Source organism: Bradyrhizobium lablabi, from assembly GCF_001440475.1.
Lineage (GTDB): Bacteria > Pseudomonadota > Alphaproteobacteria > Rhizobiales > Xanthobacteraceae > Bradyrhizobium > Bradyrhizobium lablabi.
In genome coordinates this window covers 1-24,629 of the sequence record NZ_LLYB01000131.1, presented here as the reverse complement: position 1 = coordinate 24,629, position 24,629 = coordinate 1, and the positions used below count along the sequence as shown (strand labels likewise).

The window sequence follows — 24,629 nt, the reverse complement described above, 5'->3', positions numbered from 1 at the left end:
ATATCCTCAATGTTTCTGGAAGGCCGGATGCCAGGACAGGGTCAGACGCTCAAGCGCGCGCGACGCGCTGTCGGCGAGCTTCCCAAGCAGGGCATAGATCAGGATCGAGAGCACCACGACGTCGATCAGCATGAACTCGCGCGCCTGCATCGCCATGTAGCCGAGGCCCGACGAGGCGGCGATGGTTTCCGCCACGATCAGGGTCAGCCACATGATGCCGAGCGCGAAGCGCAGGCCGACGAAGATCGACGGCAGCGCCCCGGGGAAGATCACCCGGCGGAACAGCTCGCCATCGCTCATCCCGTAAATGCGCCCCATCTCGATCAGTTGCGGATCGACGGTGCGGATGCCATGCAGCGTGTTGAGGTAGATCGGGAAGAACACGCCGAGCGCGACCAGAAACAGCTTGGCGGATTCATCGATGCCGAACCACAGGATGACAAGCGGGATCAGCGCCAGATGCGGGATGTTGCGCACCATCTGCAGCGTCGTGTCGGTGAGCTTGCTGGAAGTTTGCGAAAGCCCATTCGCGAGGCCGAACGAGAAGCCGATGCTGCCGCCGATCAGGAAACCAACGCTGGCGCGCCAGAAGCTGACCCAGATGTTTCGGGCAAGCTCACCCGACAGCAGGAGCTTCCACCCAGCCAGCGCCACATCGCTCGGCGCCGGCAACACCCGCGCCGAGACGAAGCCGGTGACGCAAGCCACCTGCCAGATCAGGATGATCGCGAGCGGCACGATCCACGGGATCAAGCCGTCGACGCGCGGCAATTTCGGTACGCCTACGCGCGGAAGACTGTCGATAAGACTCATGATTGCGATGCCTGTTTCTGCGGCCGGTATTCATTGCCGATGGTTTCGCCGAACGGCCCGGTGTTGACGCGGATGGGCGTGATGTTGCTGGTCTTGTCGAGCGACAGCAGCGGGAACACCAGTTCGGCGAAGCGATAGGCTTCCTCCAGGTGCGGGTAGCCGGACATGATGAAGGTATCGATGCCGATATCCTGATATTCCTTGATCCGCGCCGCGACCGTCTGGGGATCGCCGACCAGCGCGGTGCCCGCGCCGCCACGCACCAGGCCGACGCCGGCCCACAGGTTCGGGCTGATCTCGAGCTTGTCGCGGCGACCGCCATGAAGCTGCGCCATGCGCTGCTGGCCGACCGAATCCATTCGCGAGAAGATCTTTTGCGCGGAGGCAATCGTCTCGTCGTTGACGTGCTGGATCAATTCATCCGCCGCCTTCCAGGCTTCCGCATTGGTCTCGCGCACGATCACATGCAGGCGGATGCCGAACGAGAGCTTTTTCCCGCGCGCCGCGGCAGCGGCCTTCACACGGTTGACCTTCTCGGCGACCTGCGCCGGCGGCTCGCCCCAGGTCAGATATTTGTCGACGGTATCGACGGCGACATCGATGCCTGCATCGGACGATCCGCCAAAATAGAGCGGCGGCCGTGGCGACTGCACCGGCTGGAACAGCAGGCGTCCGTCCTCGATGCGGATGTGCTTGCCCTCGACATTGACGGTCTTGCCCGCCAGCAGGTCGCTATAGACGTTGAGGAACTCGCGCGTCACCTCATAGCGCTCGTCATGCGGCAGGAAGATGCCGTCGCCCTTGTTCTCGATGGGATCGCCGCCGGTGACGACGTTGATCAGCAAACGGCCGTTCGATACCCGATCGAGCGTGGCGGTCATACGTGCGGCGACGCTGGGCGACTGGAGGCCCGGCCGCACCGCCACGAGATAGCGCAACCGTTCGGTCCATGGTGCCATGGCTGAGGCGACGACCCAGGAATCCTCGCAGCTTCGCCCGGTCGGCAGCAGCACGCCGAAATAGCCGAGTTGATCGGCGGCCTGCGCGATCTGGCGCAGGTAGTTGAAATTCACCTCGCGTCCGCCGGTGGTGGTGCCGAGGTAGCGGCCGTCGCCATGGGTCGGCAGGAACCAGAGAATGTTGGCGCTTTGTTGCGTGCTCACGATCCGGACCTCCGGGCCACGTCAGAAATCTTGATTTGTTTCGGGATCAGCCCGAGCGCGAAGAAGGTGTCCGCGACCTGTTGCTGGTCGGCGACCACGCTCTCGGTAATCGGCTTGATGCCGTAGGACTGCCGCTTCAGCGCGACCTCGACGACAGGGACCGAAAGCCCGATCGCGGGCGCCAGCTGCTCCGCGACGGCATGGATGTCGCCCTTGGCCCAGTCATCGACCTCGCTGAGCTGCGCCAGCACCACATCGACGATCCTGGGGTCGCTCTCCAAAAACTTCTTCGAGGAGAAATAGAACTGGTAGTTCGCGACAATGCCGGTGCCGTCGGCGAACGTACGCGCGCCGGTGGCAGCTTCAGCGGCAGCCTGGAACGGGTCCCAGATCACCCAGGCATCGACCGCACCGCGCTCGAACGCCGCGCGGGCGTCGGCCGGGGCCAGAAACACCGGCTCGATCTCGGAATATTTGACGCCGGCCTTCTCCAGCGTCTTCACCAGCAGATAGTGAACATTGGAGCCCTTGTTGAGCGCGACCTTCTTGCCTTTCAGGTCGGCAACGGAATTGAGCTTGCTGTCTTTTGGCACCAGGATCGCCTCGCCTTTTGGCGCCGGCGGCTCATAGGCGACATACTGGATCGGCGCGCCCGCGGCCTGCGCGAAGATCGGCGGCGCTTCGCCGGTGTTGCCGAAATCGATCGCGCCGACATTGAGCGCCTCGAGCAGCGGTGGACCGGAGGGAAACTCCGTCCATACCACCTTGTAGCCGGCGGACTTCAGCTTCTCCTCCAGCGTGCCCTTGCTCTTGAGCAGCACCAGCTTGCCGTATTTCTGGAAGCCGATGCGGACCACCTTTTCCTGGCCGTAGGAAGCGCCGACGGTAGCCGCGACCATGCTGATCGAGAGCACGGCGCTGGCGATCCAGCGTTGAATGAAACGCCTCATGAGTTACATCCTTTTGTTTGGAATTCAGCTCTGGGTATGGCGCCAGACGATGTCGCGCACGGCGATCTGCTTGGGGATCAGGCCGAGCTTGTGAAAGCGGTCGGCGACCGCCTGCTGCGTCGTGACGATCTCGTCGGTCACGGGGCCGATCAGGAAAGAGGCGCGGTTGGCAGCGATCGTCTGAACCTCCAGCGGCACACCGGTGATCGCCGCGAGCGCGCTGGCGACGTCGGCACGATTAGCCTCGGCCCAGCGCGCGGCCTCCGCCAGTCCGTCGATCACCTCGCGGGTTTCCCGAACGTGGGCGTTCGCAAAATCGCGATTGGCCAGATAGAACGAGTTGGTTTTAGCGACTTCATGCGCGTTGACGAGGATTCGGCCGCTCTGGCGCTTCTCGCCGATCGCAAAATACGGATCCCACACTGCCCACGCCTCGATGCTGCCATTGGCGAATGCCGGTCCCGCGTCCGGCGGCGTCAGATAGACCGGCGTGATATCCTCATACGTGAGCCCCGCCTTTTCCAGCGTGGCGATCACCACGTTGTGCGCGCTGCTACCCTTGGTAAATCCGACCCGCTTGCCCTTCAGGTCGGCAATGCTGCGGATGTTTGAGTTGGCGGGCACGAGAATACCCTGCCCGTTGGTGATCCGCGATCCCGCGACATAAACGACATTGGCGTTCGCAGCCTGCGCGAAGATCGGCGGCGTATCGCCGACCGCGCCGAGATCGACGCTGCCGGTGCTCATGGCTTCGAGCAGAGGCGGCCCCGAGGTGAACTCGATCCACCTGATCCCGATCTGCTTGCCGGCAAACCGCTTTTCGAGCACGGCCTGCTGCCGCGCGATCACCAGCACGCCGGTCTTCTGGTAGCCGATCCGGATTTCCTTGAGAGGCGCTTGCGCACGCGCCGCGGACGACAGCGATGCCGCCGCCGTTGCACCAAGCGACAGTTTAAGGAACTCACGACGCTTCATCAAAATCTCCTGAACGATCGCCTTCCTGCGATGCGATACTGGAATGATGATGACGCTTCGAACGAGTGTCGAGTGCCCTGCAAAAATAGCAATGACAGCACTACGCCCTTGGCATACCGCGACAGGATTATTCCGGATCACGATGTGCTGTGACGCAATTTTGCTTGTCGTCGCGCGATGCACATCTTCTAATCACACGTCGTTCAGTTCGCACGACGCCGTGATCGAGATGACGATGAGTGTCGAATGGTGAACGCCTGGAAATCTTTTATCTGCGATTGTAGCTCGGCGTAGAAAGATTACATTCGCAGCGCGCTGACAACGAATTGCGACTCTGTTGGCGCGAACTCTTCCTCGCGCGGCATTCAGCAGACAACATTCGCCGCAACTCCAAAGCCGAGACGTTCATTGCACGTTCGGCAGAATCTTCAGTCAGCCATTTCGTTGATCGCAGTACTGTTGCTCGTACACTTCGTGCATCGCTGATTGCGTCAAGCAACACGACAGATGACATGGAAAGAGCAACAATATGAATGCAACCAAACTTGAATCAGGCACCCGCGCGCGCCTTCGCAGCTTCGGTACAGCATTGTTCGGCGCGATGATCAGCGCAGCGATCGGAGCATCGGCGCTGGCGGCCGACACGGTCGTGCTTCGCGTCGGCGACCAGAAGGGCGGCAATCGTTCCTTGCTGGAGATTTCAGGCTACGCGAAGGATTTGCCCTACAAGATCGAATGGTCGGAATTTCCTGCTGCAGCACCAATCCTCGAAGCGCTGAACGCAGGCGCGCTCGATGTCGGCTATACCGGTGATCTGTCGTTCCTGACCGTGTATGCCGCCGGCGCGCCGATCAAAGCCATCGGCGGCACCCGCTCCGATGCCAGGACGCAAGCGATTCTGGTTCGCCAGGACTCTTCAATCAAGACCATCGCCGATCTCAAGGGCAAGCGGCTGGCCGGGACGCGCGGCGGCTGGGGCCAGTTCCTCATCGACGCGACGCTGGAGAAGGCCGGATACAAGATCGAGGACGCAACCTTTGCGCCGCTCGGGCCAGTAGACGCGAAGACCGCGCTGGTGGCGGGCTCGATCGACGCATGGACGGTGTGGGAGCCCTACGTGTCCTATGCGACACTGAAGGACAATGCGCGGATCGTTGCCAACGGCGAAGGCCTCACTCCCACCGTCACCTTCATCGTCGCCTCGGATAGCGCCATCGTCAGCAAGCGTGCCGCCGTGCAGGATCTCGTGCAGCGGCTCAACAAGGCCCGGCTGTGGTCACTCGATCATCTCGGCGAATATGCGAAGAACACCGCCGAGCTCACGAAGCTGCCCGAAGACGTATTGTTGAGTGCCTATAAGGCGCAACGCACCAGCCCGATTGCGATCGACGAGAACATCGTTCGCGAGGTTCAGGAAGCATCCGACCGCGCCACGCGCTACGGCATCCTCTCGAAGAAGCTCGACGTCGGCAAGGCGGTCGACCGGAGCTTCACCGCAGCAGCGAACTCCAACTAACACTGAACGAGGCGGCGCGATCGCGCCGCCTCGTTTCGCCCCGGGGCCTCTAACCTGCGGCCACCTTCGCCGTCGGCGCAACGTTGATCGCGAGCTTGCCGTAGCGGTCCCTGAACGCCTCGGTATCGATCTCTTCGAGCTGGATCGCGCCGCTCAGCACGCCCTTCTTCCACGCCTCGTGTTCGGGATCGTGCTCGAATTCGGGCATCACTTCCTTGGCGAACAGTTCGAGCGACTCGCAGATATGCTCGTGGGTATTCTTGCCGGCCTGGTTGAGCAGGATCACCTGGTCGATGTGGGAGGTGCGGAAGCGCCGCAACTTCTTGCGGATGGTTTCCGGCGATCCGATCAGGCCGCCGCGCAGCGCCGCCTCCTGCGCTTCCGGGTTGTCCCGCTTCCACTTGTTGTACTCGTCCCACATGTTGACGGTGCCGGGATCGGGGCGCTGCCGATTCTGCGACTGGCCGTAATAGCGCAGCGCGAACTGGAAGAAGGTGGCGCCGTCGGCGCGGCGGCGCGCTTCCTCATCCGTCTCGGCGCACATGAAGAACGACACCAGCGCCATGTTCGGATTGATCTCGTAGTCCGCCAGCTTCTTCAGCCGCTTGGTGATCGCGTTGTAGTAGGCATGCACCCAGGCATGCGCCGCGTCCGCGCTGACGAACTGGAAGCCGAGCGCGCCAAAGCCGTTTTCTCCCGCGCGCTCGATGGTCGGAAGTTGCGAGCACGCCATCCACAGCGGCGGATGCGGCTTCTGCACGGGTTTTGGCACCACGTTGCGCAAGGGGATGTCGAAATACTTGCCGTGATGTTCGGTGCCCACCTTGGTGAACATCGGGAAGATCGCCTGCACGGCCTCCTCGAACACCTCGCGCTTGGTTTCCATGTCGCGGCCGAACGGCGTCAGTTCGGTGATGGAGGCGCTCTCGCCCATGCCGAATTCGCAGCGTCCGCTGCTGAGGAGATCGAGCACCGCGACGCGCTCGGCGACGCGCGCGGGATGATTTGTCGTGAGCTGGAAAATGCCGTGCCCGAGGCGGATCTGTTTGGTCCGCTGGCTGGCGGCGGCGAGGAAGGATTCCGGCGCGGGCGAATGCGAGTATTCTTCCAGAAAATGATGCTCAACCACCCAGGCGTAGTCATAACCGAGCCGGTCGGCGGTCTCGAGCTGCGTCAGCGCGTTCTGGTAGAGCCGGAGCTCGTCGCCCTCCTGCCAGGGGCGCGGCAGTTGCAGCTCGTAGAAGATTCCGAATTTCATGACGCCACTCCCAAGGACTGCTTGTTATTTTCGGACAGTGTATTCTCCGCAAATCGCAAGTCCAGCCTCGGTAGCGAAATGGCAATTCCGCGCCACGGAAGTTGTCTTGCATGGAACGCGCGAATGGTTAGCTTACGCCTATGTTGAGTCGCGGCCTTCCGCCCGCTCTTCGTTCCATCCGGACCCCATGACCACGTTCACGCCGCATCAGGACTCCGCGCTGAAGGCCGTTGCCGACTGGCTGAAGGCAAAGCCCGGTCGCAACGGCACGCCGCCCGTCTTCCGCCTGTTCGGCTATGCCGGCACCGGCAAGACCACGCTGGCGCGCCATATCGCCGAAGGCGTCGACGGCGGGGTGAAGTATGCGGCCTTTACTGGCAAGGCGGCGCTGGTGATGCGCAACAAGGGTTGCGACAACGCCTCCACCATCCACTCGCTGATCTATCGCGCCAAGGAATCCGGCGTCGAGCAACCGAGTTTTGAGCTGTGGGACGACGCGCCGGCCTCGAAGGCAAAACTGATCGTGATCGACGAATGTTCGATGGTCGACGCCGAGCTTGGCCGCGATTTGATGTCGTTCGACTGCCCGCTGCTCGTGCTCGGCGATCCCGCGCAGTTGCCGCCGATCCAGGGCGGCGGGTTCTTCACCAATTGCGAGCCCGACGCGATGCTGACGGAAGTGCACCGCCAGGCGCAGGACGACCCGATCGTGCGGATGTCGATGGACATCCGCGAGGGCCGCGAACTCGAAATCGGCCGCCACGGCGAGAGCGAGGTGGTGCCGCGCAGCGAGCTCGATCCGGACCGCGTGATGAGCGCCGACCAGGTGCTGGTCGGGCGCAACAACACCCGCCGCGCCTACAACATGCGCGTGCGCCAGAAGCAGCACATCGAGGATCCCCTGCCGGTCGCGGGCGACAAGCTGGTCTGCCTGCGCAACAACCGCAAGAAGGGCCTGTTCAATGGCGGGCTGTGGCGGGTGAAGTCGCGCACCCAGCCGCGATCGAAATCGCAGATCCTGAGCATGCGGCTCTCGCCCGACGAAGAGTTCGGCCACAAGGTCACCAAGGTCTCGGTGCGCCAGGATTGCTTCGAAGGCGGCATCGAGACGATCCCGTGGGAGCAGCGCAAGCCCTATGACGAGTTCGACTACGGCTATGTGCTGACCGTGCACAAGTCGCAGGGCTCGCAATGGGACGACGTCGTGCTGTTCGACGAGAGCTTTGCGTTCCAGGACAGCCGGGCGAGATGGCTCTATACGGGGATTACGCGCGCGGCGAAAAGGCTGAGCGTGGTGGTGTAGACACGCACTGAGACCTCATCCTGAGGAGCGCGCATCGCGCGCGTCTCGAAGGATGGCCACGGGCGATATTGGGCCTCATGGTTCGAGACGGCGCTAACGCGCCTCCTCACGATGAGGGCCAAGCTATTTCCCCGCCACGAAGTAGAAATCCTCGCGCCCCGGCAGTGAGCCGTAGGTGAACGGCTGTTGCGTGCGGTTGGTGACCTTCCAGACATCATCACGGACAATGTCGAACAGTTTTCGCACCTCGATCCTCGGCTCCTTGATGACACGCGCGAGCACCGTGGCGAACGGGCTGTTGATGGAATCGCCGTCGAGCGCGGTCTCGCCGTGCTTGGCCGCGTAGACCACCATGAAGCCGGCTTCCGGCTCGATGTTGGAGAAGCCGCGATTGACCAGCTTCAGCGCAATCGTCCGCTGCATGGTCTTTTCAAAGGGATTGTCGCGGCAGGCGTCGAGCATCACCAGCCGCAACTTTTTCGCACCCGCAACCGCGGCAATCACCTGTTCGAGCGCGACCGCCTGCGTCTCCGCGTCGCTGTCGGCCTTCAGCCGGGCATCGACCGGGATCAGGTAATTCACGCCGCCGATCTCCATGCCGTGGCCGGCATAGTAGACCACGGCCCAATCCGCCTTTTCGGCCTCCTGGCCGAATTCGTGCAGCGAGGCGAAGAATTTGTCCCGCCCGAGATCGGACGCCAGCGTCACCGTGGCAAAGCCGAGTTCACGAAAGGTCGAGGCGATCAGTTGGCGTCGCGCGGCGGATTATCGAGCGGCGCCACGTTCCTGTACGCGCCGTTGCCGACGATCAGCGCGACCTTGCGCGGGCCGACCGGTGACGACGGCGCAGCCTTGCCCGCCGGAGCCGGCGACGCCGCACCCAACAGCGCCTCCAACCGCTCCTTGGCGATACCGCGCGCCAGGGTGGTGTCGATGTCGTCGCGTCTCGCCGCCACCGCGTTGGCCGCCGAACGATAATCGGAGCGCGCGGCGGTAACGTTGCGGCGTTTTTCGAAAAGCTGGCCGCGACCGACATAGGCGCGAACGTAGTTCGGATTGGTCTTGAGCACCTGGTTGTAATCGTCGAGCGCGGCGTCGAGATTGCCCTTGCCGAGATACGCATTGGCGCGGCTGGTCAGCGTGTAGATCTGGTTCGGCGTTTTTGCCAATGCCGCGTTGCAGTCGGCGAGCGCCTCATCGAACTTGCCCATGCTCGTATAGGTGATGCAGCGGTAGGCCGGAACCTGTGGCCCGTCGGGATTGACCTTTTGCGCTTCGGCGTAATCGGCAAGCGAGGCGTCGTACTGATTGAGCAATCCCTCCACGCGTGCCCGGTTGTAGTGGTGGAGAAAGCGGCTCTGATCGTTCGAGATGAACTTGACTGCCTGGTTTAGCTCGTCGAGCGCCCGCTGCAGTTCGCCCCTGCGCATGAGAATCAGGCCGCGGTTGTTGTAGGCGCTGCCGTAGGTCGGGCGCAGCTGCAGGCACAAATCATAATCGGCCAATGCCCGCTCGTCGTCGCCCTTGTAGCTGTAGGCAATGCCGCGCGCGTTGATGATGTTGATATTCTGCGGCGCGATCTCATGCGCGGCGGTGAAGGCCGCAATCGCGCCGTCGTAATCGCGCTTCTTCATCAGGGAGTCGCCGCGGTACCCGAAGGCGGCCGCGCGGGAGGGACCGGTGATCTTGTCGTCGGCGATCACGCTCTCGCACGCGGCGAGGCGCGCCACCGGTTCCGCCGTGGAATTCCGGCAGGTGTCGATATCGCCGGCGGCCCGCGCGGGGCCGGCGGCAGCGAGCATGACAAGACCCAGCAACAAGGCCCGCAACATCGGCAAAACGCTCCGGCGCATGGATTTTGGTCGCGACACGCGACCATCGGTTCATAGTGAAAAGGGTGGCCTGTATCGGTCAAGCGCGGCCAATCGCCCTGCCTTAAGGCCTTGCGCAGGCATCGCTTTCTTCACGAACTCGTGTGACGCGCGCCGTAACAATATCGGCCCGGCGCCGTATCTTGGGCGTCGGCGAGAAATCTGAGCCGATTTGCGAAATGCCGGTCCCGCTCTAGACTGCCCCCAACCAATGCCGAAAGAGGAAACCATGTCCCCTCGCCATTTCAGCCGCCTCTCGCTATGCGCTGCCGCCATCGGCGCGCTGGCCGTCGCCGCGTTCTCCGCCGGGCCGTCGCGCGCCGCGGAGGAAGCCGTCGTCATTCCGCCCCCTGCTATCGACGTTCAGGCCGCCGACGGCATCCAGACCGCCGTGATCGCCGGCGGCTGCTTCTGGGGCGTCCAGGGCGTGTACCAGCACACCGCCGGCGTGCTCAACGCGGTGTCCGGCTATTCCGGCGGCAGCAAGATGACCGCGAACTACACCATGATCGGCACCGGCACGACGGGCCATGCCGAATCCGTCGAGATCAAGTACGATCCGAAGAAGATCAGCTATGGCAAGATCCTGCAGATCTTTTTCTCCGTCGTGCACGATCCGACCCAGTTGAACCGCCAGGGCCCCGACGTCGGCACGCAATATCGCTCGGCGATCTTCACCGCCAATGATGAGCAGAAGAAGGTGGCCGAGGCCTATATCGCCCAGCTCAACGCCGCCAAGGTCTACAAGAAGCCGATCGTGACCAAGGTCGGCCCGCTGCAGGCGTTCTTTGCAGCGGAAGACTACCACCAGGACTACCTGACGCTGCACCCGACCCAGCCCTATATTGTCTTCAACGACATCCCGAAGATCGAGAACCTGAAGAAGATTTTTGCGGAGAACTACATCGAGAAGCCGACGCTGGTGAGCAGCGCGAAGGCTACGAACTGATACGCTCGTCATTGCGAGCGAAGCGAAGCAATCCATCTATCCCCTTGCCGCGACATGGATTGCTTCGCTGCGCTCGCAATGACGATTAACGAGAGGAGAATTCATGTCCGACACCAAAACATCCGGCAAGGTCGTCAAGAGCGAGGCCGAGTGGCGCCGCGAATTGACGCCGATGCAGTACGCCGTGCTGCGCGAGAAGGCGACCGAGCGGCCGTTCTCGGGCGAATATGAGCACGAGCACCGCAAGGGCACCTATACCTGCGCCGGCTGCGGCCAGACGCTGTTCGAATCCGACGCCAAGTTCGATTCCGGCTGCGGCTGGCCGAGTTTCACCGCGCCCTCCGTGGACAGTCATGTCGACGAGGAGCGCGATGTCAGCCACGGCATGATCCGCACCGAGGTGTTGTGCTCGAAATGCGACGGCCATCTCGGCCACGTCTTCCCTGACGGTCCCGGCCCGACCGGCCTGCGCTACTGCATCAATTCGGCGGCGCTGAAGCTGCAGCCGAAATAGTTTCGGTACTACTCGAACTTGTTCCAATCCCCGTGCGACCAAGAGCTGGTCGCGCGGGGCTTTTGTTTGGTGGGGCGTTTTTCCCGGCCGGCTCGGCGCGCAATACAAGGATGTTCAGATGCCCATTTCCAAACGCCTGCTGCTCGGTCTCGGGCTTGCCACCTTCATCATGGAGAGCGTTGTGATTCAGCCTGCCCTCGCCGCCGACAAGGTCTCCCTGTTCAAGGTCATCACCACCAAGGACGAGATCGTGATCGGGATCAGCGAAGGCGATCTCGCCCAGATCGAGGGCCAAAATGCCGGCGGCGTTGCCAAGATGCTGGTCGCCAAGGGGTCGATGAGCGTGTGGCAATACGCGGTGCGCAAGTCCGCCGGCGGCGATCTCGAACAGTCGCCGCTGCACAAGATCGGCCTGATCGCCAGCGATAGCCTTCGCGTCGAGCCCTATCCAACGCCGCTGAAGGTGCTGCCGATCGACGAGAGCAAGAAGTGATCTCTTGCCTTCTCCCCTTGTGGGAGAAGGTGGCATAGGCGGCCTTCGGCCGCCGTCTCTTAGAAGGCCGATGCTTCGCATCGGCTGCGGCGCCGGATGAGGGTTCTCTCCGCGGAGACAGAAGGGAAGCGCGGACCGTCCCCCTTTCGGCGGATCGACCAAGGACTCGCGGCCCGGAATGTGCTTTGATCCGGGCTGCGGGAGCCGTTTCTCGCCGCCCGCGGGCCCTTGGAGCGCGCGTCATGACGCTTGGCACGATCCTCGTCATCATCCTGATCATCATCCTCCTGGGCGGCTTTTCCGGCCGCGTCAGGGGCTATGGCTATGGCTACGGCCATTCCGGCATGGGGCTCGTTGGCGTGATTTTAATCGTGCTCCTGATCCTGCTGCTGCTCGGCAAGATCTAGGCCAATTAAGCTATTGAAATAACTTGATTAAATTTTTGTTCCCCGCAGCCATGCGTGGATTCATCATCACCCCCGATGTCGGGCTTCGGGGGTCGCATTTCCGTCAAAGAAGCTTATATTAGGCTCTGAAATGACGTGCACGGCGCGGCCCGCCACTGTGGCCCCACCGTCATCCAATCCCCATTGCTCACACGCAAGAGCCGCAAAAGATTGAGGTCACCGTCCATGCGTCCCTTCAGCTACAACACCGCCGCCGAACTCTTTCCCGCCGCGATCCGCAAGAAGAAGCGGGCCGGGTTTGCCTATCGGCGTTTCGGCACCGCGGCGGAAGCGGTTCGCTTCGCGATCGAGGAGCTGCCGGCGGATTCGCTGAATGGCGCCTACCTGCAGGTCGAGGAAGCCCGCTTCGACCAGAGCGGCATCCGCTCGCTGTATGAAAGCGAAGCCTTCCCGCTGCCGCGCCGTCCGCGCCCGGCCGCGACCGAGGACAAGGCCGACGCGGCCTGAGCTTTCAGAGCTTCAAAGCGCGCGCCCCCGGAAACCATTCCGGGGGCGTTTTTGTTATGGCGTTTTCGAGCGCAGTGGGTACCGGTTCGCATAGCAATCAAGTTTGCGCAGATTGCGTGAACTTATCTGCGGTAGAAAACGCGTCAAAACCAGAATCTAGAGTTTCGATTCTGATTTAATCAGAACCGAAGCTCTGGCGCGGCTGCCTGTCGAGCCAGCGCCTGAGCATGCGCACATTGCGGACGTTGGCGCGGAACATGACGTCGAAGGCGTCGCCCGCCACCGGCACCAGGCCGACCGCGCCGTCGACCGCGACATTGGCGAGCATCCGCGCCGTGATGTGCCAGGGCGCACCCAGCGCGCGCGCCTCGCGGACGATCCACAGCGAGATCGCCGTCGTGATGATATCGCCGATCACCGGGATCAGGCCGATCAGCCCGTCGATGCCGTAGCGGAAATTGGTGCCGGGCACGATGAAGGCGACATCCAGAAGCTTTGCGATGGCATCGAGCCGCGCAATCCGCTGCTCGCGCGTCAGTTCGCTGAACGGATTGGCGGTGGATTGACCGAAATCGAACCGCAATCCCTCGAACTGCGTGTGCAGGTTCGCCTCGGGAAGTTCGCGCCCTTCCTGGTCGATGACCGGGCCGCGCCCGGCCGCGCGCGTCCGGGAGGATGACCCGGAGCGCGACCGCGGCGGCGTATAGATATCGTCGTTTGACATGGTCATCAGATGGTAACGCGAATGCGAGGTACAAGTTGCGTCAAATTATCGCTTGTCACGCGGGCCAAGTCTGATCGCAAAAGCCGGTGACAATTTTGCGGAATACGCGCGCATTCGGCCCTATCGCCCCCGCGCCGCCGTTGGCGTCAGGCCGAAGCGGCGGCGAAAGCAGCGGTTGAAATAGGACAGGTCGTTGAAGCCGCAATCGAAGGCAATGTCGCTGATGCGCCGCCCGGCAGGCACCGCCAATAGCTCCGCCGCCTTGCGCAGCCGCAACTCAAGGAGGCGCATGGTGAAGCTGGCGCCGGCCTCATAGAGCAATTCGTTGACATAGCGCTCCGACAGGCCGGCGGCGGCGGCGAGTTTCTGCGCGGAAAAATCCGGCTCCGCAAAACGCTTTTGCAGGATCATCAGCACGCTCTGCAGCCGCACCGCGCGCACGCCGCCGCGTTGCGCGTTCGCGGCGACATCTCTGCGCGCGCCGAGGCCGAGCGCCGCCAGATCCATCAGGTGATTGGCAATGGCAAAGCCCGCCTCGTCGACGGCGCCCGGATGGCGCAGCAGCAAATCGCTGTAGTCCATTGCCAGCGACAGCGCCCCGCCCGACTCCAGTTCGCGGGCGACCAGATTGTCGACATCGGGCACCAGCGCCTTCAAGGTTGCCATCGGCAGATGCACGTTGGTGAAGCGCTTCTGGTTCATGCCGTCGGCGGCGAAGAACGGCTCGTCGAGTTTCAGCAGCGCCATCGATCCCGGCCGCATCGTGAATTCGCGGCCACGATGGGTGACGCGGGATTCGCGGCTGCCGGTGTTGCGCGCCAGGCAATAGCGGTCGTCATTGGTCGCCAGCACCTGGCGCTTCTCGCGCCGCACCGTGGTGAAGGTGCCGTCGCAGCGGCCGAGCATGGTGGTGCCGACATGGATCGAATTCATCGCCGCCCGGAACGGCACGTCCTCGGCCGGGTCGAGTTCGCCGGTGTTGGAAAAATGCTCGAACAGCTCGGCGAAAAACATGAAGCGCTGCCGCTCGCTCAAGCCTTCGGGCAGCATGTCGGTCGACAGCATTTTCTTGAGGACGGGCATCAGCGGGAAAATTCTGGTGGGCAACGCAATGTAGTCTGGCCGCGGCCGGATGAACGCCGGCCGAAGGCGTCCGAGCCTAGCAATACGCTCTTGTGAAGGAAACAGCGCCGGACAGTCCAAATGCCTGATTGTCCAGCGCCCGCCAGTCCAAGACGCGGCCTGCGGCCGGGCTTAACCGTGCGGCGGCAGCGGCCACCGGGGCCGGCATGCCGGTAGCGAAATGGCTCGCGCGTGAAAACCAAGGAGGAGACCAGGAGATGACGACATCATTCGTCCGCAAGGCGCTGCTCGGCACAGCGATCGCCGCCAGCATGGGCATCGGCTACGCCATCGGCGCGCAGCCGCACATGACCGCCAGCATCGGCCTGTTGCAATCGGCCCGCGCCGAACTCGGCGCCGCGACGCCGAACAAGGGCGGCCACCGCGAGCGCGCCATGCAGTTGATCGACCAGGCGATCGGTGAGGTCCGCGCCGGCATCGCGTTCGCCGGCGGCTGACGGTCGGCGTCTTGTTGAACAGATCGGGAAAGGCATCATGAACAGACTGATCACCGCTGCTTTCGTTTTCGGCATGATGATTGGCGGCGCCAGCGCCATGCCGGTGGCGCCGCTCACGCCCTCAACAAACAGCGACGTCATCGAGGTCGCCGGCGGCTGCGGCCGCGGCTGGCACCGCGGTCCCTATGGCGGCTGCCGCCGCAACTACGCGCGGCCCTGGCTGCACGCTTGTCCGCGCGGCTGGTACCCCGGCCCCTACGGCCGCTGCCGCGCCAACGGGACCTGACGCGCGACCGCCAATCGCCGCCCCGCCCCCGGCATTTACCGGATAGATCGGCCGCGAAAGAAATCTACAATGATGCTCAACCTAGGTTGACGAGGGCACGGGGCTTTCGATCACGTAAGCGTACTGCAGACACATGCGCATGAGCGGCGGACCGAAAGGTCCGCCGTTTTTGCTGCAGGGCGACGCCTCGCTCGAGGCTGTCACTGTCGCTGGGTGGAGCGCAGCGATATCCATCCAACGATGGACTATCGCAGGCCGTTGCGAGCCAACGGGTTGGCGCGAATGCGCGCCCGGTCCCCCTCGCAATGACGGCGAGGAAGGCTGTCATCGCCGCATCTCGCTCCTGACAGGAATTTCCTGACGTTCTCCGATCAGTCGCCATTCCTATTATGCCGCCGATTTGCGCGGGGCGCGCATGGGGTGCAAGCGGGCCGATCAACGGTTATCGCAACGTCTTTTGGCACGTCGAAAGCATGAGGTGACGACAGGTGAACAGATTCGTCCATCTCGCAGTTACGTTTCTTGTCGTGATGGTGAGCGCGGCTGCCGTGGCGTACTCATTGGCGCACGTCGTACATTACAGTCTGGGCGTTCCCGGCTCCGCACTTCGGGAGCAGGCACTGATCTGCGCGGCTCTCATTTTCGGCCTTGTCACGATCGAATTTCTTGCAAGCAAGGAATGACAAGAAGTGAGCCGACAATGAGGATCATGGATCTGGTTGTCGCGCTAATTTTCTTCGTTGCGCGCGCCGGCGTTGCCGCCTTCCTGATGGCCGTTTTCATCAATTGCGGTCTGGGAGTTCCTCCTGCGGCACTGAAGGGTCGACGCCCTCGTTTCCGCCGGCATCCTCGGCCTGTTTCTGATCACGACGACAGCGATCAGAAGGAATTCGCCAGACAAGCAATCAACGAAAGTCTGATCGGCAAGACAGGGGGCTCGAAATGTTCACCAGCAAGACAGTCGGCAAGCAACCATTGGCCTACTGCGTACCGTGTTCGGAACGGACGCCGCACCGTTACGAACGGCTAGGCGTCAACGGCCGGCTTACGTCCAGAGCGATCTGCCTGATCTGCAACAACGACTCGCGCCAAGACACAGCACACCAAATACCCGCCCATTCATCTTCATGAACAGCGAAAGTGCCGTCGAATGCTAACTCGGACATGACAGTTGACAGGTTTTTCCTGACGCGTCGCCATGGCGCTGGGCTTTAGGATGGCGATTGAACGAACGAGGCATGTAACTTCCAAGGGGGCAGGCGGTGAACCAAACGAACGACAAGTCGCTCAAGCAGCACCGGAGCAAGCAACTGTACGATCGAGCATTTTTCTTCAAGCGCCTGGCGATCGGCGCCGCCGACTCGAAATTTTCGGCGAAGCTTCAGCCGTTGGTCGACGAGTACGAAAGCGAGGCGGCACGAGCAATGCTCGAAATGGAGCAGCCCGCGGCACCGCGAGAAAGCGCAGGCGGCTGCGCTTTGCCGGAGCATCATACCGGGTGAGAAATCACAGGGAGCGCATCGCTCCGTTGTTTTCTCGAAGACCAGGAAGATCTCGGTTTCAGGCATCCGGCATTGCCAAGACCAACAACATCAGCCGACGGCATGGCATCGCAACACGTCCCCGGCGACATCAGGGACTTCATATTGAAGCACATTGCTTCGGTCGCCCAGATCGAAGCGCTGCTCCTGATCTGGTCGAATCCGGAGAAGCGCTGGTGCGTGGCGCGGGTTGCGGCGCGCATCTACGCTGGCGAATCCGAAACGGCAAAAGCGCTCGATGGACTTTGCGCCAACGGCCTGCTGGTCCGCAAGGACGATGCTTTTGGCTTGATCGCATCAGAAGAAAACACCGAAATGATTGGAAGATTGAAGGAGGCATACGCGCGCCACCTGATCCAGGTGACGGATGTCATCCACGGCAAATCGCGCGGCCCTCGCCCGGCGGCAGAGACACCTGGGCTTCGAAGGGATCGATGAGGTGTCCCTGATCAAAGCCGGCTTGAACGGTGGCTACACCTCAGGCGTTGCAACCGGTCGCGAGCCTGTCGGCCTCGTAGCGCTGCTGGTGATCCTGTTCACGGCGCAGCCGTCGTTCGCACAGAAAATATACTCTTACGAACCTTTGATGATGGATCCATACTCGACCATCTATGTCGATGACGGCTCGTGTTCGGCAGGTAAGGTCCTGAAAGTTCAAGGTGCCCAACGGAATCAGCGCCGGAAGAAGAGCTGCATACCGCTGAGCGATCTGAAGGGCGTTCAGCGCCCGGGTTTCGCCAAATAGCGCGGCAGACGCGTCCCGCCGTTCGGCGCAAGGCGCAGATGCCTGCCCGTTTCAGTTCGGCGCGGCGAGCCAGCCCTGCTTGATGCCATAGCGAACGATATCCGCGCGGCTGTGAAGTCCCTTCTTTTCGGACGCACGCGCCTTGTACGTCTCTACGCTCTTGACGCTCACCTCGAGCTGTCCTGCGATTTGCTTGTTGCTGAAACCCTGAGCGACAAGCTTGAGGACGTCCTCTTCGCGCCGGCTGAGTTCGCCGCCATCGCTCGCTTGCGGCACCGCAAGTTCGGGCGCATTCATCGCAGCCTTCTCAGCGATCATTGGATCGAGGTAGATGCCGCCCTGATTGACGGCTCGGATGGCGCGAAGCAGCTCGTCCGCGGCGGATCGCTTCAACAGATACCCCCTGGCTCCCGCTTCAAGCACCGGATGCACATACGCACGATCCTCATGGACGGTAAGAGCGATGATCTTTACGTCGGGGCATTGCTTGCGAACCTGACGCGCAAGCTCCATCCCGCTGATGTCAGGCAACGAAAGATCTATGACGGCAATATCGGGCGAGGAGTCACAAATGGCCCTCAAGCCCGTGGCTCCGGTGTTCGCTTCGCCGACCAGCTCAACCTCCGGAACGCCCTGGAGCAGCGCGCGGATGCCAGCGAGCACGACGGGATGGTCGTCAACAAGTGCGATGCGAACGGGGCTCATCCGACGGCCTCCGACGCTTCCAGCGGGATCTGAACAAAAATCGTACTTCCCTTTCCTTGCGAGGCCTCGATGGCGATCGAGCCGCCGAGGAGGGCAACCCGTTCCTTCATGCCGGAGAGGCCCAATCCCGACGTCCGACCACTGCCTGATGCAAGCCGGCACACGGTCTCGGGGTCAAAACCGATGCCATCGTCCTCGATAACCAGCGCCAGCCCTTCCGGCTTCTTCTCCAGCACAATGCTCACTTTGCTGGCGCTCGCGTGCTTCAGGACGTTGGTCAATCCCTCCTGAACCAACCTGTACAGAACGGCGGCTACATCGGGAGGCAGCGAATTGTCACGTCCAAAGGTCTGGATATCGACGCGAACGCCATAACGTTCCTGCCATTCCGCGACATAGGCTTCGATCGCCTTGAAGGTGCCGAGGTCATCGATGGCCGTGGGGCGCAGGTCTGAAGCTGTACGATGAATGTCGCGGCCGATCTGCGCGGCGAGCTGTTCCAGCCACCGTAGCTGTTCCGTCGCCGCTTCGCCGTGACCACCTTTGGCTAGCCCCTGCTCCAGGGCTTTCAGGCCGAGTGACAGCCCGGTCACTGTCTGCCCGATCTGGTCATGCAGTTCCCGCGAAATCCGGCGCTGCTCCTCTTCCTGGGCCGACGCGAGGCGTCGAAGCAAATGAGACCTTTCCGCCTCCGCACGCTTGAGAATATCGATATCGGCGAGTACGCCGTGAATCACATGCCGACGGTGGGCCGGTCCTTCGGCTCTTCCCGCCGCGCGCAGCCAGTGTTCACTCCGATCATCCGATTGAAACGCGAACTCGACGCTGTTCGATCTGCCGCTCTCGATACAATCGGTCGCGAATGAGGTCAGTGCCGTGCGGTGTCCTGGTTGGACCAGCGCGAGAATCCGGTCTGCCGACCATCGGGTTTCCCCCGATCGCGCGCCCGCCAGGCCCAGGAGCGCACAGAAGCGGTTGCAGCCGCTGAATTCGTTTGCGGAGAGATCCCAGCGCCATGTCCCGAGTTCCGCAGCATCGATCGCGAGTGCCCCTCGCTTTTCGCTGTCCAACAGCGCCGCCGCCGACTGCAGCGCCTCCAGGCGCCGCCGTTGGGCAATTTCCCGGGCGATCACCAGACCGAGTGCAATGGCAAGGCCGACGCTCGCCGCCGTGCCGCCGAACAACAGCCGCAACGAGCGGGATACGGGCGCATTCAATTCCGACACCGGCACGCCGACATGGACCGACCACCCATTCGTTCCGGCGAGCACGCGGTGAACGGTTTCAACGTCGACGCCTTCGCGCGTCTGCGTTCGGGGCGAGTTCGAGCCGCGCGCCATGGCCTCCTGTACGGCAGGTGTCGTCGCGCCCGTCCTGCCAACCTTCATGTCGGGCGTGCGCGCTACGATCTTCTCCTTGGCGTCAATGACCGTGCCAGCCCATCCGGCCGGCAATCCCGCTTGCCCGAGGATGGTGCCGATCTGGTCGGGCAACAGGCCGATCGTCAGAACGTAGCGAAGCTCATCGTCCCTGATGACCGGGACACGTAGCGACACGAGTTGCTTGCCGATTGCAGCTTGATAGGGACCGAGCCCGCCGAGGAACGGCTTTCGCGTACGAACGACGGCGTTGAAGCTATCGGTGTCGGTCACCGGCCCGAGCGGTGCACCCAGGGGCCGCAGCACGTTGAGGACCTGTTCCTTGTCCGGCTTTGTCAGCGCGGCAGTCTCCCATAGCGGACGGGCAGCGACGATCCGCGTCGCCTCAAGATAAAAGTTCTGCAAATTGTCGCGATCGAGCGCCGCCGAGCTTGCAAGAGTTTCGGCCACCTGAATTTCACGGGAGATCTCGCCTTCAATCCGGTGCGCGACTTGCGTAAGCGCCTCTGTGGCTGCCTCACGAGCGTAGCTGCGTTCCTGATCGGCGGTGATATAGGCCATCCATCCCCCGAGAAGCAGGACTGGAATGGCGGCCGTTAGCACGAGGGCCGTGAAAAGCCAGACGCCTTCCTTCGGCCGGCTTAAACCCGGGGAAATCCGGTTCCCCAACTCCGTGATCACGGCCGCGCGCATATCTTGATGCCGGCAATAACAGACAATGCGATGCGTTCCCTTACGTTGAATTCCCCGATCGGATCAGCTCGCTCGTGCTCTGCCAAGCATCATATCGGCGGGCAACGGTCAGGAAATTCCTGACGCCCGCAGCCAAGCCCCGCCGACAAGCAGGCTCCCGGGAGAACGCTGCCGCGGCCGCTCACGTCGAATGCACCGGCTGCGGCGCATCCGCGTATTTGTGCGACAGCCAGGACGACAGCGTCGCCGGCACCATGCCGACGAGGCCGTAGAGCAAAAACTGCACCACGCCGGTGTCCGGGCCACGCGAGCCGTAGAGCAACGACGATGCGGCAAAGCCGATGACGGCGACGAGCAGCAGCCGCACCACGAAAGAAATGCGCTTGATGTGATAGAGAATGTCGTCGATGGCGCCGACCATCAGCGCCGGCACGAGGCCGAACAAATAGCTGTACTGCAGCGTCTTGACGAAGGCGCCGAGAAACGTGCCGATCTCCGACCAGCTGGTGTCGGTCCAGTAACCCGAAGTGACCGTGGTCGCGAGCAGCATCAAGAACCCGCCGACGAGCGGGCCGATGGCCCCGAAGATCAGATAGCGTTTCATGGCGACCTCTGCGTCGAGTCCATGTATTGGGAAACAAGCTGTCGAAAAAGCAAGGCTCTCCATCGGACCAGCCGCGCATGTTCGAAAACCGGACATGATCCAGTTTCTCATCCGCGCTTTTGGCGGTGGGCAATTTCAAATCCGGTCAGGGGAGAGTCAAGAGGCCGCCAGCCTGCGCGATCGCAGCCCGGATGGATCCAACGGGCCGTACGAATGCGTGTCCGATGACAGGCTCCGCGAATCCGGAACCCTTGCTCGCAGGATGAACGGACCGCTAGGCTGATTGCTTCACTTTGCCCTTGGCGGCAGGGGCTGCCGCGGCAGCCTCGTTGCTCTTTCCAAGGATCCGGTCGGAGCCGAACCGGATCGTCCATTGCGCCACCGACAGCAGCAGGGTCTCGTACACTGCGACGCACTGCTCGAGTTCCCGGTCCGTGGATGGCGGACAGTTGGGCCGGTTGCGAACGATCATCGTCGTCGTCGACCAGCTCAGCCGGGCGGCCTTGCACGCGACAATCAATCCGTACACCCGGTCGGGCGCGAGGAAGGGTTCGATGGCCTCGACCTTGACGTCCGCCTTCAGCGCCAGTGCTGCGACCACGTGGGTGTATTCGCCCCGCACCGCAAACCGGTTCACAATTGAATCGTTGAGCTTGCCGGTGCGGTTGAGCGCAACGACCTCGTTCTGCGCCTTGGTATAGTCGATCGCCTTGCGGGCCGGGCCGGCCTGTCCGGCGGTCACCGCGGCAGAGCCTTTCCGCGCGACAGGCCGCGACGCCGTCAGGAACCGGGCGCGGACCACGTCGGCCACCCGGCCAAGCAGCTCCCGCAGCAGGTTGCCGGGAATGTCCAGGCGAACGCCGAGCTTTTCCGCGAGATGTTCATCCTTCTCCGCCCGTCCGACCAGCGTCGCATAACCGCATTCGGAAAAGCGTGCACCGGCGTTTCGTGCCAGCGCGTTGGAGACGTTGACGTCGCCAAATCGCATCAAGGCGTCCGTCAGCGCCTCGTTGAGCGTCTTCCGGTCGGAGATCGCCAGCAAATGCTGCTGGCTGCGGGTCTGGATGATCTCGAGGAGATCCTTTTCCGACAGGCAGACGGAATGTCTCAGAACGGGCCCGGCGACCAGAGCGTTGTCATGGAACGCCAGGTTGCGGATGGTCTGGCGCGGCGCCTGCTCGATGGTGCAGAGGGCTTCGCTGAGCTGTTGCAAGGTTGCGGCTTCCACCCGCCCGACCAGTTGGGCGAGGACACCATCGACGGCCCCGATCTGGGATTCGCTCAGCCGATCGACACTGGAGAGATAGAGGTCGGTGACCTCCTCCAGCATTTGGGCGTCGTGCTCGGGTCCCCCCGTTTCGGCGCCGTTCAATTCCGCGCGCAGGTCGGACGATGCGGCAGGCATGGTTATCCCGGCTCCATCCGGATCGCCTCAGCGCACCGCGGCGCTTGCCGCAGCGCCCATTCCACCGCGCGGATGGCCGGCGGCTTGATGGATGCATCGGCAGCGGAACGAACGAGCATGTGAGTGCCACCCGAAAGGCTGATTTCGGCAGCCCTTAACCCCAACGAAAGCAATGCCGCGCGCGCGAGCAACAGCCGCTCATCGTACGCCAGGCTTCCCTAACGGGTGGTTGTTCCGAACGTCGGATTTTCCGCATTTGTACGGAGTTTTTGCCGAGCGGAAGGACTGGCCCTGTCGGCTGCGGCGGCCGGGCCGGCCGACGCCGCCTCCGAAAGCAAGGGGGCGCGGAGATCGGGATGGTGCGCGGCCGATCGTGCCCGCCTGAAGCGCCGTTCAACTGAAGCTGCGGACGGCGAGGCGGAGACCCGCGCTCGTCCTGTCTTCGGAACTCATCGACCTGGCAAACGCGCGGCGTCAAATCCTCGACTCACATCTGCGCTTCGCGTGACGTGGCGCGCTCGCAACAGTCCAGAGAAGTGTTGACGCGAGCATTGCAGCTTCGCCGCATTGGCGCATAATTCTTGGCGGGCGGCGCAGCACTTTTTGATTCGGACATCGGCAGAAATCGAGCAACCACACCGGGTGACTTCCCGGTGAAGGATGACGCGTGCGGCAGCGCAAACCGCGTGCAGCGCCCCCAATAAACAAGCGGCCAGCACCGCGCGCAACCCTTGCAACCCCTTGGGGATCGGCTCAAATGACCTTCCATCACACAAGCAGAATCGCACTTCTCTTCGCCATTGCCTGCGCGGCGACGGCGCTTTCCGCAAGCCCAGGCCTCGCCTTCTCGTCGGAGGCGCAGCAGATGTGCACCGGCGACGCCATGCGGCTATGCGGCCATGAAGTCCCCAACGTTCCGAGGATCACCGCCTGCATGGCCAGGAACCGCGCCCATGTCAGCCCGGGCTGCCGCGCCGTGATGGACCGCGAAGCCGCGCGCAGGCGCGCCGCCGCCGCCGAGTGAGGCGGTCGCCTCGCTCGATCCTGAATGCAAACGGCCTCAGCAGAATATGCTGAGGCCGTTTTTTATTGGACTATTACATCAAGGTGCGCGGCGATCGATTTGATGGAGCAACGAGATCAGCTCAGGCTTGAGAGCGCCTCTCACTCCCCCCAAGTCACTCCCCCCAAGTCGCAAACGCGTCGTTGAACGCGCGCTCGCCGGGAGATCCCTTTTCGATCGCGATGATGGCGCGGCGTTGGTTGACATAGACCAGCGGCACGTCGAACCAGGAGCGCTCCTTCAGGAGCTGCAGATTGCGGGCGCGATCGGAATCGACGTTGGAGAGGCCGACCAGGAAGAAGCCGTCGGTGACCTTCACCGCGAGTCCTGCGAGCGGCGTGCCGCGGGCCTGCTCGTTGGACTTCATCAGAATGCCCGGCACGTTGCCGACGCCGCCACCCGTAAAATCCTGCGGCAGGATGAAGGTCAGTTCTGCGGTGTGGCTCGCCGGCAGCGAGGAGTCGGTGTTGCGGCGGAACGACATCGTCATCTTGAACTTGCGGTCCGGGATTTCGATGTCGGCGCGCACGGCGATATCAGGCTTCTGGTTGCCCGACGCCTTGATCGGTTCGGTGCGCCAGATCACCGAGCCGACATACTGCTTGCCCTTGGGATCGGAGGGATCTTCGTCATAGAGCACGACGCGCTGCGCCACCGGCGCCACGTTCTCGCTCGACGACGGCTGGCCGACACGATCGGGAATCTTCGGGCGCGACTGGGGCGCTGCCGGATCCTTCGGCGCTTCCACCACGGACGTGGATTTGAACAGGCCGCTGACGGTCGAGACGACCGTCTTGCCCCACAGAATGCCGGCGCCAACCAGGATGAGCACGATGCCGACCGCAATCGCGCTCTTGAACGGAAACGCGGCGCCGGTGCGGGCGCGCTTTTTCGGGGGCTCGCGATCCTGCGTGAGCCGCGGGCGCTCGCGCGACGGCGGCATCTGCGGCGGCGCGTAGCGGTCGGCCTCCTGCTGCGATTCGTCGTACGAGTACGGCGCGTCGGGATCGGCGCCGCGGTTTTCCATGCTCGGCTCGAGCCGGTCAAATTCCGGCGAGGGCGACGGCACGTTAGCGTAGGTCTTCCGCGCGTTGCGGTTGGCTTGCGCCGCGGCGCGGCCGAGATCGTCGGCGTCGGCCGCAATGTCGCGGAAGCCGCGCATGCCGGGCGGCTGCGGCGGCATCG

General features: G+C 62.9%; 28 protein-coding genes and 1 pseudogene. 14 read left to right on the top strand and 15 right to left on the bottom strand.

Translation table 11 applies throughout. From position 1 onward, the window contains the following. Positions 1–6: 6 nt before the first annotated feature. The 4 genes from ssuC to CQ14_RS38700 are packed head-to-tail and all read right to left on the bottom strand — an operon-like array spanning position 7 to position 3,901. The gene (ssuC, locus tag CQ14_RS38715) at positions 7–813 is read right to left on the bottom strand and encodes an aliphatic sulfonate ABC transporter permease SsuC (protein WP_057862996.1); all 807 of its coding nucleotides are present in this window, start codon (positions 811–813) and stop codon (positions 7–9) included. After that, on the bottom strand, positions 810–1,979 hold the full coding sequence (gene ssuD, locus CQ14_RS38710; RefSeq protein ID WP_430650253.1) for an FMNH2-dependent alkanesulfonate monooxygenase: 1,170 nt from the start codon (positions 1,977–1,979) through the stop codon (positions 810–812). The genes ssuC and ssuD overlap by 4 nt, the downstream gene beginning before the upstream one ends. Then, entirely contained in the window at positions 1,973–2,926 is a 954-nt protein-coding gene (locus tag CQ14_RS38705) for a sulfonate ABC transporter substrate-binding protein (RefSeq protein ID WP_057862994.1), read from the bottom strand. The genes ssuD and CQ14_RS38705 overlap by 7 nt, the downstream gene beginning before the upstream one ends. 24 nt (positions 2,927–2,950) lie before the next feature. After that, positions 2,951–3,901, bottom strand: coding sequence for a sulfonate ABC transporter substrate-binding protein (locus CQ14_RS38700; protein WP_057862993.1), 951 nt, complete (start codon positions 3,899–3,901; stop codon positions 2,951–2,953). 601 nt (positions 3,902–4,502) lie between these two features. Here CQ14_RS38700 and CQ14_RS38695 point away from each other — a divergent pair. Further along, on the top strand, positions 4,503–5,417 hold the full coding sequence (locus CQ14_RS38695; RefSeq protein ID WP_156435849.1) for an ABC transporter substrate-binding protein: 915 nt from the start codon (positions 4,503–4,505) through the stop codon (positions 5,415–5,417). 49 nt (positions 5,418–5,466) lie between these two features. Here the strand turns inward: CQ14_RS38695 and CQ14_RS38690 are convergent, their stop codons facing one another. Beyond that, on the bottom strand, positions 5,467–6,675 hold the full coding sequence (locus CQ14_RS38690; protein ID WP_057862991.1) for an LLM class flavin-dependent oxidoreductase: 1,209 nt from the start codon (positions 6,673–6,675) through the stop codon (positions 5,467–5,469). Positions 6,676–6,862: 187 nt separating this feature from the next. On the opposite strand from CQ14_RS38690, the gene CQ14_RS38685 reads away from it, so the two are divergent. Continuing rightward, positions 6,863–7,978: an ATP-dependent DNA helicase gene (locus CQ14_RS38685; protein ID WP_057862990.1), complete on the top strand. Its 1,116-nt coding sequence runs from the start codon at positions 6,863–6,865 to the stop codon at positions 7,976–7,978. A gap of 123 nt (positions 7,979–8,101) precedes the next feature. Here CQ14_RS38685 and CQ14_RS47970 read toward each other — a convergent pair whose 3' ends face one another. Continuing rightward, the gene (locus CQ14_RS47970; RefSeq protein ID WP_347337186.1) at positions 8,102–8,686 is read right to left on the bottom strand and encodes a caspase family protein; all 585 of its coding nucleotides are present in this window, start codon (positions 8,684–8,686) and stop codon (positions 8,102–8,104) included. Positions 8,687–8,721: 35 nt separating this feature from the next. Next, positions 8,722–9,810 (bottom strand): tetratricopeptide repeat protein, encoded by a 1,089-nt coding sequence (locus CQ14_RS47965; RefSeq protein ID WP_347337185.1) that lies wholly within the window; start codon positions 9,808–9,810, stop codon positions 8,722–8,724. 268 nt (positions 9,811–10,078) lie between these two features. Between CQ14_RS47965 and msrA the strand changes: the two genes are divergently transcribed. The 5 genes from msrA (at position 10,079) to CQ14_RS38660 (ending at position 12,719) form a co-directional block, all read left to right on the top strand. Then, positions 10,079–10,798, top strand: coding sequence for a peptide-methionine (S)-S-oxide reductase MsrA (msrA, locus tag CQ14_RS38675; protein ID WP_057863083.1), 720 nt, complete (start codon positions 10,079–10,081; stop codon positions 10,796–10,798). Between the two features lie 103 nt (positions 10,799–10,901). Further along, entirely contained in the window at positions 10,902–11,312 is a 411-nt protein-coding gene (msrB, locus tag CQ14_RS38670) for a peptide-methionine (R)-S-oxide reductase MsrB (protein ID WP_057862989.1), read from the top strand. A gap of 118 nt (positions 11,313–11,430) precedes the next feature. Continuing rightward, on the top strand, positions 11,431–11,805 hold the full coding sequence (locus tag CQ14_RS38665; RefSeq protein WP_063800485.1) for a hypothetical protein: 375 nt from the start codon (positions 11,431–11,433) through the stop codon (positions 11,803–11,805). Between the two features lie 242 nt (positions 11,806–12,047). Further along, positions 12,048–12,212, top strand: a complete 165-nt coding sequence (locus CQ14_RS42980; protein ID WP_065753344.1) for a DUF3309 family protein — start codon at positions 12,048–12,050, stop codon at positions 12,210–12,212. A gap of 225 nt (positions 12,213–12,437) precedes the next feature. Then, positions 12,438–12,719: a hypothetical protein gene (locus CQ14_RS38660; protein ID WP_057836034.1), complete on the top strand. Its 282-nt coding sequence runs from the start codon at positions 12,438–12,440 to the stop codon at positions 12,717–12,719. Between the two features lie 175 nt (positions 12,720–12,894). Here the strand turns inward: CQ14_RS38660 and CQ14_RS38655 are convergent, their stop codons facing one another. Beyond that, the gene (locus tag CQ14_RS38655; RefSeq protein ID WP_082650229.1) at positions 12,895–13,449 is read right to left on the bottom strand and encodes a DUF4112 domain-containing protein; all 555 of its coding nucleotides are present in this window, start codon (positions 13,447–13,449) and stop codon (positions 12,895–12,897) included. 114 nt (positions 13,450–13,563) lie between these two features. Further along, complete coding sequence (locus CQ14_RS38650; protein WP_057862988.1) at positions 13,564–14,526, bottom strand: AraC family transcriptional regulator; 963 nt, start codon at positions 14,524–14,526, stop codon at positions 13,564–13,566. Positions 14,527–14,783: 257 nt separating this feature from the next. On the opposite strand from CQ14_RS38650, the gene CQ14_RS38645 reads away from it, so the two are divergent. The 4 genes from CQ14_RS38645 (at position 14,784) to CQ14_RS44275 (ending at position 16,339) form a co-directional block, all read left to right on the top strand. Further along, positions 14,784–15,023 carry a hypothetical protein gene (locus tag CQ14_RS38645; RefSeq protein ID WP_057863080.1) on the top strand — a complete coding sequence of 80 codons (240 nt, stop codon included), beginning with the start codon at positions 14,784–14,786 and terminating at the stop codon, positions 15,021–15,023. Positions 15,024–15,060: 37 nt separating this feature from the next. Further along, entirely contained in the window at positions 15,061–15,309 is a 249-nt protein-coding gene (locus CQ14_RS38640; RefSeq protein ID WP_057862987.1) for a GCG_CRPN prefix-to-repeats domain-containing protein, read from the top strand. Positions 15,310–15,797: 488 nt separating this feature from the next. Continuing rightward, positions 15,798–15,992, top strand: a complete 195-nt coding sequence (locus CQ14_RS44280) for a hypothetical protein (RefSeq protein WP_156435842.1) — start codon at positions 15,798–15,800, stop codon at positions 15,990–15,992. Between the two features lie 17 nt (positions 15,993–16,009). Next, positions 16,010–16,339, top strand: a complete 330-nt coding sequence (locus tag CQ14_RS44275; protein WP_156435841.1) for a hypothetical protein — start codon at positions 16,010–16,012, stop codon at positions 16,337–16,339. Positions 16,340–16,520: 181 nt separating this feature from the next. Here the strand turns inward: CQ14_RS44275 and CQ14_RS44270 are convergent, their stop codons facing one another. Then, positions 16,521–16,877 (bottom strand): hypothetical protein, encoded by a 357-nt coding sequence (locus tag CQ14_RS44270; protein ID WP_156435840.1) that lies wholly within the window; start codon positions 16,875–16,877, stop codon positions 16,521–16,523. 36 nt (positions 16,878–16,913) lie between these two features. Between CQ14_RS44270 and CQ14_RS38630 the strand changes: the two genes are divergently transcribed. Continuing rightward, entirely contained in the window at positions 16,914–17,288 is a 375-nt protein-coding gene (locus tag CQ14_RS38630) for a hypothetical protein (protein ID WP_057862985.1), read from the top strand. A gap of 1 nt (position 17,289) precedes the next feature. Continuing rightward, positions 17,290–17,595: a DUF6719 family protein gene (locus tag CQ14_RS38625; protein ID WP_057862984.1), complete on the top strand. Its 306-nt coding sequence runs from the start codon at positions 17,290–17,292 to the stop codon at positions 17,593–17,595. A 51-nt stretch (positions 17,596–17,646) separates the two neighbouring features. On the opposite strand, the gene CQ14_RS38620 is transcribed toward CQ14_RS38625, so the two are convergent. From CQ14_RS38620 to CQ14_RS38605, 4 genes are all read right to left on the bottom strand, one after another. Next, on the bottom strand, positions 17,647–18,300 hold the full coding sequence (locus tag CQ14_RS38620) for a response regulator (protein WP_057862983.1): 654 nt from the start codon (positions 18,298–18,300) through the stop codon (positions 17,647–17,649). Continuing rightward, on the bottom strand, positions 18,297–20,372 hold the full coding sequence (locus CQ14_RS38615) for a sensor histidine kinase (RefSeq protein ID WP_057862982.1): 2,076 nt from the start codon (positions 20,370–20,372) through the stop codon (positions 18,297–18,299). Before CQ14_RS38615 ends, CQ14_RS38620 begins: the two co-directional genes overlap by 4 nt. A gap of 181 nt (positions 20,373–20,553) precedes the next feature. Then, positions 20,554–20,976: a DUF5413 family protein gene (locus CQ14_RS38610; protein WP_057862981.1), complete on the bottom strand. Its 423-nt coding sequence runs from the start codon at positions 20,974–20,976 to the stop codon at positions 20,554–20,556. A gap of 274 nt (positions 20,977–21,250) precedes the next feature. Continuing rightward, positions 21,251–22,381 (bottom strand): DUF2336 domain-containing protein, encoded by a 1,131-nt coding sequence (locus CQ14_RS38605; protein ID WP_063800484.1) that lies wholly within the window; start codon positions 22,379–22,381, stop codon positions 21,251–21,253. Between the two features lie 757 nt (positions 22,382–23,138). Between CQ14_RS38605 and CQ14_RS38600 the strand changes: the two genes are divergently transcribed. Further along, on the top strand, positions 23,139–23,405 hold the full coding sequence (locus tag CQ14_RS38600) for a hypothetical protein (RefSeq protein WP_057862980.1): 267 nt from the start codon (positions 23,139–23,141) through the stop codon (positions 23,403–23,405). 154 nt (positions 23,406–23,559) lie between these two features. Here CQ14_RS38600 and CQ14_RS38595 read toward each other — a convergent pair. Next, positions 23,560–24,629 (bottom strand): annotated as a pseudogene (locus CQ14_RS38595) (hypothetical protein); the annotation flags it as partial.